Source organism: Grimontia sp. THUN1695, from assembly GCF_059704325.2.
This window is the reverse complement of sequence record NZ_AP046577.1, coordinates 3,202,719-3,216,554: the sequence shown is the minus strand read 5'-3', so window position 1 is coordinate 3,216,554 and position 13,836 is coordinate 3,202,719. Positions and strand designations below refer to the sequence as shown.

Below are 13,836 nucleotides of genomic sequence, written 5' to 3'. Positions count from 1 at the left end.
AGGCGCTGGTTGGCGCCTTTGTTGTCTTTGTTTTAGCTGACCGGATTGCAAATCCCGGTCATGGTCTCAGAGATCACACCAGCCAGCTTCTCATAGCGGGCGCGCAGCGGTGAACCCGGGCGGTAAGCTAAAATGACCAGCCGCTGTGGCTCAGGCTCAACCGCTTTGACATACACCACACCATCACGATGCATGCTCTCCGGCACAGACAATTTCGGCAGCAAGGTGATACCGGTTTGTGCTGCAACCATGTTTCTCAGGGTTTCCAGACTGGTTGCACGAAAACGTGTATCTTCCTTGGCACCGGCGGCAAAGCAAAATCCCATCGCCTGATCCCGTAGGCAATGACCATCAGCCAACATCAGTAACGTCTCTCCCTGAAGATTGGGCATTGGTACTTCTTTTTCATTGACCCATTTGTGACCTTCAGGCAACGCCAACAACATAGGTTCAAGATAAAGCGGGATTTCCTTGAAGTGTTCTGTCTCTTTTACCGACGCCAGAATGATGCAATCCAACCTCCCTTCATCCAACTGCTGTACCAATTGTTGGGTCTGGGCCTCATGTAGGAAAAGCTCAAGATCCGGGAATGCTTTTTTTACAACAGGCACGATGTGTGGCAACAAATAAGGGCCAACCGTTGGAATAAAACCCACATGCAGTGGGCCAGCCATCTCCTCGCCCTGCTGGCTTGCCATCTCTTCAAGCACCCTGACTTCCATCAGGATCTTCTGCGCCTGGCGAACCAGTTGCATCCCCGCATCCGTAAACAGCACTTTGCGGCTGGTACGTTCCAGCAATACCACACCTAGCTCATCCTCCAATTTGCGGATTTGGCCGCTTAATGTTGGCTGGCTAACAAAACAGGCTTCCGCTGCTTTTCTGAAATGCTGGTGCTCAGACAGCGCTACCAGGTATTCGAGATCGCGAATATTCACACCACACCTCTTGATAGTTTTCACTTATTAAAATGATAAACCCAATCAATTAGAACTATCCACCCCTTTCCCCCTAATATACACACATCAACCGGGCAATCCTGGTTAACAAATTGAAATAAAACATATTTAAAGGGTAATACAATGGAGTTTATGAACAAAGAAGGCCAAAAGGTACCAAGCGTGACATTCCCAACCCGCCAGGGTGATCAATGGGTAAACGTAACGACCGACGAGCTGTTTGCCGGTAAAACGGTAGTAGTGTTCAGCTTGCCAGGTGCTTTCACCCCAACATGTTCCTCAACACACCTGCCACGCTATAACGAGCTGTATCCGGTGTTTAAAGAACAGGGTGTTGACGACATTCTTTGTGTCTCTGTGAACGATACGTTTGTGATGAACGCATGGAAAGCCGATCAAGAAGCAGACAACATCACCTTTATCCCGGATGGCAATGCTGAATTTACCCGCGGCATGGGAATGGCCGTTGCCAAAGATGACCTGGGTTTCGGTGAGCGTTCATGGCGTTACAGCATGCTGGTAAAAGACGGCGTGATCGAAAAAATGTTCATTGAACCCAACGAACCAGGCGACCCGTTCAAGGTGTCTGACGCCGACACCATGCTGAACTACATCGCACCGGGTTACAAACTGCAAGAATCCATTACGGTCTTCAGCAAACCAGGTTGTCCTTTCTGTGCCAAGGCAAAACAATTGCTTATCGACAACAAGCTACAATTTGAAGAAATTGTGCTGGGTCAAGATGCGACCACAGTGAGCCTGCGTGCAGTCAGCGGCCGTGCAACCGTGCCTCAGGTATTCATTGGCGGTAAACATATCGGTGGCAGCGACGAGCTGGAAGCGTACTTCGCATAACACCGACAGGGGCAGCGCAGGCTGCCCTACCTTTTCAAAACGACATTAACGCTTATCACTGGAATGACCCGGAGAACAAAATGAATACCTTGAATGTAGATGTTGCCATTATCGGTGGAGGCACAGCAGGCCTTGGGGCATACCGTGCAGCCAAAGCCCATACCGACAGTGTTGTGATCATTGAAGGCGGCCCTTACGGCACCACCTGTGCACGCGTGGGATGTATGCCATCCAAACTGCTGATTGCCGCCGCAGAAGCAGTGCACCACATTAAGAAAGCACCGGGTTTTGGAATACATCCCCAAGGTGACATCAACATCAATGGCCGGGAAGTGATGGATCGCGTCAAGCGCGAGCGTGACCGCTTCGTTGGCTTTGTCCTTGAAGGTGTCAACGAGATCCCTGCGGAAGACAAAATTGCCGGTTACGCAAAGTTCGTTAATGACAACACGCTGTTAGTGGATGACCACACCCGCATTGAAGCGAAACGCATCGTGATCGCGACTGGCTCACGTCCAACCTGGCCAGCCCCCTGGAACGAGCTGGGCGATCGCCTGGTCATCAACGACGATGTGTTTGAGTGGGATGATCTGCCAGAATCTGTCGCTGTTTTTGGCCCGGGCGTCATCGGCCTTGAGCTTGGCCAGTCACTGCACCGCCTTGGCGTGAAAGTGAACGTATTCGGGGTCGGCGGTCAGGTAGGCCCGCTGACAGACCCAGCCGTGATGGCCTATGCCAACAACGCGTTTAACGAAGAGTTTTATCTCGACGCAGACGCCAACATCGAAGAGATAGTGCGCGAAGGCGATAAGGTTCATATCCGCTATCTCGACAAACAAGGCCAGCAACAACAGATTCAGGTCGACTATGTGCTGGCAGCTACCGGTCGTCGCCCAAACGTCGACAAGCTGGATATCGAAAACACCGGCATGGTACTGGATGCGCGCGGTGTACCAACGGCAGACCCCTACACCATGCAAACCAGCGTACCGACAATTTTTATCGCCGGTGATGCCAGCAACCAAATCCCTCTGCTGCACGAAGCGGCTGATCAGGGCCGTATTGCCGGTGACAACGCAGGTCGATTCCCGGATATTCGTGCCGGGTTGCGCCGAAGCAAAATCGCCGCGGTATTCTCCGATCCGCAAATCGCCATGGTGGGAGAAACCTACAAAGAAATCACTGAGCGCTTGGGCAAATGTGGCTGTTTTGAAACCGGTATGGTGTCATTTGAAAATCAGGGCCGCTCACGGGTGATGCTGCGCAATAAAGGCGTGCTACACGTTTACGGCGAACAAGGCACCGGCCGTTTCCTTGGTGCAGAGATGATAGGCCCGAATGCTGAGCACCTCGCACATCTGTTGGCCTGGGCACACCAGAACCAGATGACGATTTCGCAGATGCTGGATATGCCTTTCTATCATCCTGTGATTGAAGAAGGTGTCCGTACTGCCCTGCGAGACCTGAATGCCAAACTGCACTTAGGTCCTGACATGATTAAACATTGCCTGGATTGCGGTCCTGGCTGTTAAAAGACTCAAGCGATAACAAGAAACCTGAGTAAAGTCATCCCCTTACTTGCATAACTTGCACGTTCACAAAACTCCCCCAAGAGTTTGTGCTTTGCCCTCCTTTGACGGAGGGCTTTTTTCTTTGTAGGCTGCAACCTGTTGATAAATTTAGGCCAGTTATCCATGAGTTGCCGTTTCTGCAAAGATGCCTCGTTAACGATTCGTGCCAAGCTCGGACGCTGTAAACGCTGCATGATCCAGCTTGCTGTGATGAACCTGGTTCTCTGGCCGATTTGGTTTATCGGCTTCCGTGACACCCCAACCTCGATTGAATCGATCGCTTTGCTGTTTGGTGCCGGTGCCAGCGCCCTGCTGCTGACGTTGCACCTGATACTTGCCCCGTTTCACAGGGACAAATCCAAGACGTAAAAAAACCGGCCTGAGCCGGTTTTTGAATCCGAGTAATCACATCCCTTTACGCCACATTGGCTTTGGCAATCAGTCTGTCCTGGTCGAATGTAAACTCCAGTGCCACTTCATCACAGGCATGCAGGCGCGGACAAAGCTCGCAATCTTTCATCACCTTCTCAGGTAACAGGGATTTAGAGGTTGGAATAAAACCCAGTCGCATAAAAAACTCCGGCACCCGTGTTAACACGAACACTTTCTTGATCGCCATATTCTCAGCCTTTTTCAGCAGATGCTGCACAATCGCACTGCCCTGTCCCTGATGCTGCCAACCGGCCTCCACACCGAGAGAACGCACTTCCGCAAGCCCGGAGTCGTAAACATACAGTGAGGCACAACCTGTGACTTCACCCTGATGTTCCGCGACCGCAAAGGAGCCGATATCGCGTACCAGTTCATTGCGCTCACGCGGCAGGTTTTCACCGAGCCCTGCCCAGTAAGCCACCATACCCTCAATTGCATCAAGGTCGGTCAGGCGTGCACCGCGCACTTTCACGCTGGGTGAGTAGCGTTTTTCCAGACGCTTTTCTGCCTGACTGATGGCATATTCCACCTGATTCGGTGCCACCCCGCCCAACGCACAACGCTTCTCAAGGCAAGATTCAATGGTCAGGACAGGATACACATCGTCATCGATCACTGGCGAGAACTGCTTCATCTCTTCAAGGGAGAGCTCTTCCAGCGCGCAGCCTTTTTCAATCGCCGCGACCACTGCAACACCCACGATATGGTGAGCCTCACGGAATGGAATACCCTTAGCAACCAGATAATCGGCCAGCTCAGTGGCATTGGAATACCCCTGCATTGCCGCTTCCAGCGTACGTTCTCTGTTAATTTTGATGCCATCAAAACAAAGTGCCGCCATCTCAATGCAGTCAAACCAGGTGTCGAGTGCGTCAAACAGCCCTTCCTTGTCTTCCTGCATGTCTTTGTTGTACGCAAGTGGCAGCGCTTTCACTGTCATCATCATCGCGGACATCGCGCCATAGACACGGCCGGTTTTACCACGGATAAGCTCCAGCGCATCCGGGTTTTTCTTCTGTGGCATCAGCGAAGAGCCCGACGTTACGGCATCCGCCAGCTCAACGAAGTTTGACTCGCCAGAGTTGTAGAAAATAAGGTCTTCCGCCATACGCGACAGGTGCAACATAGATACCGACGCCACCGACATCAGCTCCATCACATGGTCACGGTCAGAGACCGAATCCAGACTGTTGCGGGTTGCTCGGCGAAAGCCCAGGCTGTGTGCCAAGGCTTCACGATCAATCGGATACGCCGTTCCTGCCAGTGCACCAGAACCCAGCGGGCAGGTATCCAGGCGGTTCAGGGCATCATTCAGGCGCGAGTAATCACGCTCAAACATCTCGACGTAAGCCAGACACCAGTGGGCGAAGGTGACTGGCTGGGCACGTTGCAGGTGGGTATAGCCCGGCAGCACCGTGTTCTGGTTTTCTGCCGCCACTTTCACCAGCTGGTTTTGCAGTTTATCGAGGGCAAGGAGAAGCTGCTGGCCCTGCTGACGACACCAAAGCTTAAGGTCAGTCGCTACCTGATCATTCCGGGAGCGACCGGTGTGCAGCTTTTTACCCAGATCGCCGACTTTGGCAATCAGTTGCTGCTCCACCCAGCTGTGAATGTCTTCCGCATCCGAGCGCAGGATTTGCTCGGGGTCTTCCATTACCGCCAGCTTTATTTCGTTCAGCGCCAGTTCAAGACGTTGCTGCTCTATCTCAGATAACACACCCACTGAGCGCAATGCCTTTGACCAGGCAATCGATCCGACGATGTCCTGTTCCGCGAGGCGATAGTCAAAACGCAACGAATCGTTGAACTGCTTGAACCGCGTGTCTGCTGCCTGACTAAATCTTCCGCCCCATAGCGCCATATTGACTTCTCCTTAAAACCCGGTTGCTTCCAGCTGCCTATTTATGTTTCTTTTCGTTCAGCGCACGAATGCGGCTCGACAGCGAGTAGAGGCGGATAAAGCCACCAGCATGGCTGTGATCGTATACGTCATCTTCACCAAATGTGGCGAATTCTTCTGAATACAGGCTGTTGAGCGAGCGCTTCTGCACTACTGTAGCCTGTCCTTTATACAGTTTCACTACCACTTCACCACTCACAGGCTCTGCCAGTGATTCTGCGGCTGCCAACAATGCCTTACACAGCGGCGTAAACCAGCGGCCATCATAGATAAGGTGAGACGCTTTCAGGCCGATTTCTTCACGGTATTCGAAGCAGTCTTTGTCCAGCACCAGCTGCTCAACACCGCGCAGTGCTTCCATCATGATGGTGCCTCCCGGGGTTTCATAACAGCCACGGGATTTCATGCCTACCAGGCGGTTTTCGACGATATCGATACGGCCAACACCGTGACGCGCACCTTTCTCGTTCAGCGTGATCAGCACTTGGTATGGGCTCATACGCTCGCCGTCCACGGCAACCACTTCGCCTTTTTCCACCAGCAGGGACACCGTTTCCGGTTGGTCCGGTGCCTGCTCAGGGTCAACCGTCCATACCCAGCACAGATCGTTTGGCGCATTCCAGGTATCTTCCAGTACCCCACCTTCGGTGGAGATATGCCAGGCATTGGCATCACGGCTGTAGATTTTCTCAAGGCTTGCCGTACAGGGAATGTTACGCTCCGCCAGGTAATCCAGCAGGGCTTCACGTGAACGCAGGCTCCACTCACGCCAAGGGGCAATCACTTTCAGTTGCGGTGCCAGTGCGGCAAACGCACTTTCAAAACGTACCTGGTCATTACCTTTACCGGTACAACCGTGACACAGTGCATCTGCGCCCACTTCCAGTGCACATTCCACCTGCGCTTTGGCGATGATAGGACGCGCCATAGAGGTGCCCAGCAGGTATTTACCTTCATAAACGGCGCCGGTTTTCAGGCTTGGGTAAATGTAGTCAGCAACCATCTCTTCTTTCAGGTCGGCGATGTAACACGCTGACGCGCCGGATGCGATGGCTTTCTCTTCAATGCCGACCAGCTCTTCTTCGCCCTGACCAACATCGGCAACGAATGCCACCACTTCACAGTCATAGTTTTCTTTCAGCCATGGAATGATCGCAGACGTATCCAGACCGCCAGAGTATGCAAGTACTACCTTTTTGATATCGCTCATTTTAACTTCTCCTTGTTCACCGCTCTGACGGTCAGTACAGGCGGTAATGACTAATACATTTTGTGTTGCTTAAACCGTGAAACAGGTGCCGATATTGCTGCCGCCAAACAGGTCAGCCAGTTTATCGGGATAACGCCAGCTCGCGATCTGGATAGGACGGCCCAATGCGTTTGCCGCTTCAAACGCCGCTTTCACTTTGACGATCATGCCGTCGGTGATCACACCGCTTTCAATTAATTCGCCTGCGGATTTCTCATCCAGCGTCGGCATCAGCTTGCCTTTGCCATTGAGAACGCCACTGACGTCTGACAACAAAACCAGCTCAGCATCCAGCGCCGCCGCAACGGCAACAGCAGCCTGATCGGCATTGACATTCATCAGTTCACCTTCTGCATCAATGCCGATAGAGCTGATGATGGGCACCGCACCTGCGGCGAGAATGGCTTGCAGCACAGTGGAATCACCGGGTGTTGCCTTGCCAACATTCCCCAGTTCAGGGTCAAGTTGGGTCACCTGGCAAAGGCCACCGTCGGCCAGACTCAGCCCCACGGCGTTTATGCCGCATTTAATCGCTTCGCCCTGAAGTAACTTATTTGCAGTACCGGCCAGTGCGCCGGCCACCACATTGATGTGATCTTTTGGGGTGACACGCAAACCCTGCTTTTTCTCTACCTTCAGGTTCAGCGCCTTCATCAGATCATCCACCAGATAGCCACCACCATGGACAATCACCAGATCGCGGTGCGCCGCTGTCTGATATTGGTTAATAGCCGCGAAAAGCTTATCCAGCGTTTCTGTACAGGACAGGGCCGCACCACCCAGTTTCACTACCAATGGACGTAAACTCATTGCCGCTCTCCTAAACAATCGCCATCAGCGGCGAGAAGCCAAACCGAATGTTTATGCATTGCATTGCCTGACTTGCAGCCCCTTTGAGCAGGTTATCGATGGCAGAGGTCAGGATCAGGTGTTGCCCTTTCACTGACCAGCCAATATCGCAAAAACCAGTATTCTGTACTGACTGAAGTCTGGCACTTTGACCAGCCCCCAGTGGGCGCACCAAAGGCTGGTTTTGATAGGCGTTTTCCAGTGCTTCCGACACCTGCACTTCACTGACGCCATCTGCCAGTTTCACCGTGATGGTGGCGAGGATACCGCGCTTAAAGTTCCCCAGATGCGGCGTGAAAATCACCTCACAGCCAAGGTGGGTTGAAATTTCAGGTTGGTGACGGTGAGTAAACACCCCGTAAGCATGCAGACTCACTTCGCAAAAACTGTTGGTCATCGACGCTTTGCGGCCAGCCCCAGACACGCCACTGACCGCATTGATCACCGGCCACTGGCTGGTATCAACAAGCCCTGCATCAAGTAACGGCTTCAGTGCCAACTGAGAGGCGGTAGGGTAACAACCGGGAACAGCCACCAGATCTGCCGTGGCAATGGCGTCACTGTTCCACTCTGCAAGACCGTAAACAGCTTTTTCCAGCCAGTCGCCATGCTGGTGAGCAAAGCCGTAGTAGTCGGTGTAAAAGCTGTCAGACTGGACACGGAATGCACCCGACAAATCAAAGACTTTGCACCCCGCCGCCAGAAATATCGGCGCAATATCATGGCTGACTTCATGCGCAGTAGCCAGCAAGACGACATCTGCCTCTTCCGCGACCGCCGCAATATCGTTTAAAGGTTGCAGTGGCAGGTCAACCAAACCTTTCAACGCACCATGCAACTCGCTGATGGCTTTATGCGCATCGGCACTGTTTTCAGACACATACAGACCTGACAATGCAAGCTCAGGGTGAAGGAATACCATTTTGGTCAATTCGGCACCGGTGTAGCCACTGGCACCGACGATCACAGTCTTTAGCATGAAAAATCCGTTTAATTTTTGGGTTGAATGATGACACATTCAGCTCGCTCAGCTGCGGGAGGGGCAAGGATGCCCAACGTGGTTTAACGTCGGCGTCGTCGCTGGAGAGTGGGGTTCGTGAACGTATCCATATTCGTATCGTACCTTTTCGCAGCTTCCATGAGCTAATTTCTGGCGAGTTATGATTTTTTATTCTGTCAAAATGAATTTGTATGTGGTTTTTAACGTTATCTCTGACTAATGTCAACACTCTGTTTAAAATAATATCGCCGCTCTGCGACGGGCAGCGGCTTTCTCGTCGAGCGGGTTGTTTGCATGTAATTTTGTTACAATCCTTTCCATACTTTGTCTGGTCAAGGAATAGGTAAAAAAGCCGCAAAATAGTGCCGGGAATAATTGACCTCGATGCCACTCATTGGCTAGATTGGGCCATTAGGATTGCAATTAGGATGTAACAAAGTTACGAAATGGAAGCCTTATGAATGAAAAGTACGACGCCCTGAAAAGCAACGTCAGCATGCTCGGCCACCTGTTGGGCAATACCATTAAAGATGCCCATGGCGAAGCATTGCTGGCCAAGGTAGAAGAAATCCGCCAACTGTCTAAATCGGCTTCCGCAGGCAATAAAGAAGATCACGCAAAGTTGATCGATGTACTGCAAAGCCTGCCAAACGACCAGTTACTGCCGGTAGCACGTGCGTTCAGCCAGTTTCTTAATCTCACCAACATCGCAGAGCAATACCATTCCGTTTCGCGCCACTGTGCAGAGCAGGTATGCAACCCAGATACCCTTGACGATCTATTTATGCGCCTGAAACACGCAGACGTGTCAGACAACGAGCGTGACAACGCGGTTGACGATCTGAAAATTGAGCTTGTACTGACTGCCCACCCGACCGAAATCGCGCGCCGTACTACCATTCATAAACTGGTCCAGATCAATAAATGTCTGTCGAAGCTTGAGCTGGGCGATCTCTCTTTGGGCGAACGAGCCAAAACCGAGCTCCGCCTCGAACAATTGATTGCCCAAGCCTGGCACTCCGATGTGATCCGCAAACAACGCCCCACCCCGCTGGATGAAGCCAAGTGGGGATATGCGGTGATTGAAAACAGCCTTTGGCAAGCGGTACCTGAGTTCCTGCGTCAGTTTGACCAGAAGATGAAAAAACACCTGGGTCGAGGCCTTAGCGTAGATGCTTCCCCTATCCAAATTTCAAGTTGGATGGGCGGCGATCGCGACGGTAACCCGTTTGTCACCGCCGATGTCACCCATGAAGTGCTGCTGCTGTCACGCTGGAAAGCCGCCGACCTTTACCTTGGAGACATCCAGGAGCTCATCAGCGAGCTGTCGATGACCCGTTGTAATGACGTGGTTCGGGCCATGGCCGGCGACCAGCACGAACCGTACCGTGCGATCCTTAAATCGCTGCGCCAGACGCTGACCAACACACTGAAATACCTGGACGAGAAAATCCATGGCCGCCGCAATGATGAAAAAGATATCCTGACCCATGTCGACCAGCTCTGGACGCCATTGCACGCTTGCTACCAATCGCTGCATGAATGTGGCATGGGCATCATCGCTGACGGCCTGTTGCTCGATACCCTGCGCCGTATCCGCACCTTTGGGGTGAACCTGATCAAGCTGGATATCCGCCAGGAAAGCACCCGTCACGCTGATGTGCTGTCTGAAGTCACCCGCACACTCGGTATGGGCGATTACAGCCAGTGGAGCGAACAGGACAAACAGGCTTTCCTTATCCGCGAGCTGAGCTCCAAACGTCCCCTGCTTCCACGCGACTGGGAGCCGTCTGACGAGGTGCAGGAAGTACTCGATACCTGCCGTATTGTGGCGCAGCAGCCACGGGAAGCGTTGGGTGCCTATGTGATCTCCATGGCGCGTACTGCCTCTGACGTGCTGGCCGTTCACCTGTTACTGAAAGAAGCAGGTTGCCCGTTCCGCATGGATGTGTGCCCGCTGTTTGAAACCCTGGACGATTTAAATAATGCCAAATCCGTGATCAAACAGCTTTTAAGCATCGACTGGTACCGCGGTTTTATTCAGAACTTCCAGATGGTGATGATTGGCTATTCGGATTCCGCCAAAGATGCCGGTGTAATGGCGGCAGGCTGGGCACAATATAAAGCCATGGAGCAACTGGTTGAACTGTGCGAAAGTGCGGGTGTTGATCTGGTGCTGTTCCATGGTCGTGGCGGCTCTATTGGCCGTGGTGGCGCTCCTGCCCACGCCGCTCTTCTGTCCCAGCCACCACGCAGCCTGAAAGGCGGCCTGCGTGTCACCGAACAAGGCGAGATGATCCGCTTCAAACTGGGTCTGCCGGATGTGGCCATCCAGAGCCTGAACCTGTATGCCAGCGCGATTTTGGAAGCCAACCTGCTGCCACCACCAGAACCTAAGCAGGAATGGCGTGATCTGATGGAAACCCTGAGTGAAGTCTCCTGCGAGGCATACCGGGATGTTGTACGTGGTCACAAAGATTTCGTGCCCTATTTCCGTGCTGCCACGCCAGAGCTGGAGCTGGGTAAACTGCCTCTTGGGTCGCGCCCCTCTAAACGTAACCCGAATGGCGGCGTCGAGAGCCTGCGCGCCATCCCATGGATTTTCGCCTGGAGCCAGAACCGCCTGTTATTACCTGCCTGGCTGGGTGCTGGTCAGGCCATCCAGTTCTCTATCGACAAAGGTCACCTGAAGTCCCTGGAAGAAATGTGCCGTGAATGGCCGTTTTTCTCTACCCGTCTGGGCATGTTGGAAATGGTCTTTACGAAAACCAATCCATCTATTTCCCAGTATTACGATGAGAAACTGGTGGACCCATCACTGTGGGCTCTGGGCAAAGAACTGCGTGAGCGTCTGGCGGAAGACATCAAAGCTATACTGATGGTTGAAAACAACGCCCACTTGATGGAACAAAACCCCTGGGGGGCCGAATCTATCCGCCTGCGAAATATTTATGTTGAACCTCTCAACATGCTGCAAGCCGAACTTTTGTGCCGGACCCGTGCCACAAATGAGGAAAATACGGAACTTGATGAGGCACTGATGGTGACCATTGCAGGTATCGCAGCAGGGATGCGAAATACCGGATAATGAGAAAAATGTATTATTTATAAGAAAGGCTGCCATGTTGCAGCCTTTTTTATTTTTTGGACGTCTTTTTCGTTTGTTGTTGCATTGATAATGTTATTAATATGTTTTCTTGCCTGTTCTTAATGTCGTCATGACAAAGGTATAGGCAAAACACCGAAGTATAAATAATCGTTTAAGTGTATTCATTCAGTACGTTTCGCACCGCATTGTTCGGTGTATTGTTGGCAAGAAGTGCTGTGTGTATGACAACGAAAAACGTGTCGATCCGCCCATGTAGTGGAACAAATAAATTCGCCACAGAGCGACATCCCAGGGTTATGGATCGCCTTTTAAGATTTTGGATAGAAGAGATGTCATTACCGCATGTAATACTCACGGTGCTCAGTCATCGTGACGCAACTGGTTACGATATAACCAAAGAGTTTTCTAACGCTATCGGGCACTTCTGGAAAGCCAGCCATCAGCAGGTCTATCGTGAACTCAACAAACTCGCCGACATGGGCGCCGTGAGTTGTCGACTGGAGCCGCAAGATGGTAAACCTGACAGAAAGGTCTACTCCATCACGGACATTGGCAGACAGAGCCTTTATGAATGGCTCCTGATGCCCGCCAAACACCCCACTGAACGCGATGAAGTTTCGGCAAAATTGTTGACCTGCAGCATTTTCGACCCCGCACCTATGATCGAACACATGCACGCACTGATGGATCAAAGCCGCCTCCAACTGAGTCAGTTTCGGGATATGGAACGCAGCCATTATGCGGATACTGCCCAGCTAACCCGGGAAGGCCGCTTGGAAAGGCTGACCCTGCGCCGCAACATTCTTCGCAAAGATGCATGGCTGACCTGGGCAGAAGAAGTCCTGTTTGAGCTTAACGCCATGGAAACCATGTCGATAAGCAAGAAAGTCGCTGCGCAGTAAAAGGGGTTCCTAAAGCAAAAACCGTCGCAATACGACACGACGGTTTTTTGGTTTCTGGTGTTCAGGCTGTTGACCTTTTGCCGTTAAACCATGGGGCGCACACCCAGTGTATGGCAAAGCGCGTAGGTCAGCTCTGCACGGTTTAGGGTATAGAAGTGAAAATCTTTCACCCCTTCACGGCTGAGGACACGGACCATATCAATCGCATTGCTTGCCCCTACCATCTGGCGGGTAACCGGATCGTCTTCCAGACCGTCGAACTGCTTGTGCATCCATGCCGGGATGCGCACATTGGTCATGTTGGCAAACTTTGATACCTGCTTAAAGTTAGACACCGGTAGAATGCCCGGAATGATTTCGACATCGATCCCTGCTGCTGCGCAGCGGTCACGGAAACGCAGGTAGCTCTCGACATCAAAAAAGAACTGAGTGATCGCACGGTTGGCGCCGGCATCCACCTTACGTTTGAGGTTAATGAGATCAGCCTGCGCGCTTTTGGCTTCCGGATGGACTTCTGGATAAGCGGCCACGGAAATATCAAAGCCCGCTTCACCTTTTAAAAGCTCAACCAGATCGGCAGCATACATATCCGGTTTCTGGCTTTTCTCAGGCAAATCACCGCGCAATGCCACAATGTGGCGGATACCACTGTTCCAGTAATCACGGGCAATGTCACGCAGCTCGTCACGGCTTGCATCAATGCAGGTCAGGTGGGGGGCGGCCTCAATACCGGTCTCCTGCTTGATGCTTTTGACGATGCCGTGGGTGCGATCGCGCTCACCGGAGTTTGCACCGTACGTGACAGAGACAAATTTAGGTTTCAGGGTTTTCAGACGTTGTACCGATGCCCAAAGTGTTTGCTCCATCGCCTCTGAGCTTGGCGGGAAAAATTCAAACGACACGTTGATATCGCCGTTCAAATCAGAAAGGTTTTGATTCAGTGCATCCAGATGACTGGCGTGTGAGTATCCCATAACGTCTCCCTACCCCGGCATGTTCTGCCGGACAAT

At 52.3% G+C, this 13,836-nt stretch carries 11 protein-coding genes; 5 read left to right on the top strand and 6 right to left on the bottom strand.

Going from position 1 to position 13,836, the window contains the following annotated elements:
* Positions 1–32 precede the first annotated feature (32 nt).
* Positions 33–938 carry a DNA-binding transcriptional regulator OxyR gene (oxyR, locus tag AC6IB1_RS18220; RefSeq protein WP_497567795.1) on the bottom strand — a complete coding sequence of 302 codons (906 nt, stop codon included), beginning with the start codon at positions 936–938 and terminating at the stop codon, positions 33–35.
* Positions 939–1,082: 144 nt separating this feature from the next.
* Between oxyR and AC6IB1_RS18215 the strand changes: the two genes are divergently transcribed.
* The 3 genes from AC6IB1_RS18215 to AC6IB1_RS18205 all read left to right on the top strand — a co-directional run bounded on the left by AC6IB1_RS18215 (position 1,083) and on the right by AC6IB1_RS18205 (position 3,754).
* Positions 1,083–1,814: a glutathione peroxidase gene (locus AC6IB1_RS18215; protein ID WP_497567794.1), complete on the top strand. Its 732-nt coding sequence runs from the start codon at positions 1,083–1,085 to the stop codon at positions 1,812–1,814.
* Between the two features lie 80 nt (positions 1,815–1,894).
* Positions 1,895–3,346, top strand: a complete 1,452-nt coding sequence (locus AC6IB1_RS18210; protein WP_497567793.1) for a dihydrolipoyl dehydrogenase — start codon at positions 1,895–1,897, stop codon at positions 3,344–3,346.
* 162 nt (positions 3,347–3,508) lie between these two features.
* Positions 3,509–3,754: a DUF3624 domain-containing protein gene (locus tag AC6IB1_RS18205; protein ID WP_497567792.1), complete on the top strand. Its 246-nt coding sequence runs from the start codon at positions 3,509–3,511 to the stop codon at positions 3,752–3,754.
* A gap of 46 nt (positions 3,755–3,800) precedes the next feature.
* Here the strand turns inward: AC6IB1_RS18205 and argH are convergent, their stop codons facing one another.
* The 4 genes from argH to argC form a co-directional block, all read right to left on the bottom strand.
* A complete protein-coding gene (gene argH / locus AC6IB1_RS18200) occupies positions 3,801–5,678 on the bottom strand; it encodes an argininosuccinate lyase (protein ID WP_497567791.1) in 1,878 nt (625 codons plus the stop codon).
* A 37-nt stretch (positions 5,679–5,715) separates the two neighbouring features.
* Entirely contained in the window at positions 5,716–6,927 is a 1,212-nt protein-coding gene (locus AC6IB1_RS18195; RefSeq protein ID WP_497567790.1) for an argininosuccinate synthase, read from the bottom strand.
* A gap of 69 nt (positions 6,928–6,996) precedes the next feature.
* Positions 6,997–7,776, bottom strand: coding sequence for an acetylglutamate kinase (gene argB / locus AC6IB1_RS18190; protein WP_497567789.1), 780 nt, complete (start codon positions 7,774–7,776; stop codon positions 6,997–6,999).
* Positions 7,777–7,786: 10 nt separating this feature from the next.
* The gene (gene argC, locus AC6IB1_RS18185; protein ID WP_497567788.1) at positions 7,787–8,794 is read right to left on the bottom strand and encodes an N-acetyl-gamma-glutamyl-phosphate reductase; all 1,008 of its coding nucleotides are present in this window, start codon (positions 8,792–8,794) and stop codon (positions 7,787–7,789) included.
* A 478-nt stretch (positions 8,795–9,272) separates the two neighbouring features.
* Between argC and ppc the strand changes: the two genes are divergently transcribed.
* The gene (ppc, locus tag AC6IB1_RS18180) at positions 9,273–11,903 is read left to right on the top strand and encodes a phosphoenolpyruvate carboxylase (protein ID WP_497567787.1); all 2,631 of its coding nucleotides are present in this window, start codon (positions 9,273–9,275) and stop codon (positions 11,901–11,903) included.
* Between the two features lie 350 nt (positions 11,904–12,253).
* Positions 12,254–12,826 carry a helix-turn-helix transcriptional regulator gene (locus AC6IB1_RS18175; protein WP_497567786.1) on the top strand — a complete coding sequence of 191 codons (573 nt, stop codon included), beginning with the start codon at positions 12,254–12,256 and terminating at the stop codon, positions 12,824–12,826.
* Positions 12,827–12,909: 83 nt separating this feature from the next.
* Here the strand turns inward: AC6IB1_RS18175 and metF are convergent, their stop codons facing one another.
* Entirely contained in the window at positions 12,910–13,800 is an 891-nt protein-coding gene (gene metF / locus AC6IB1_RS18170) for a methylenetetrahydrofolate reductase (RefSeq protein WP_497567785.1), read from the bottom strand.
* Positions 13,801–13,836 lie beyond the last annotated feature (36 nt).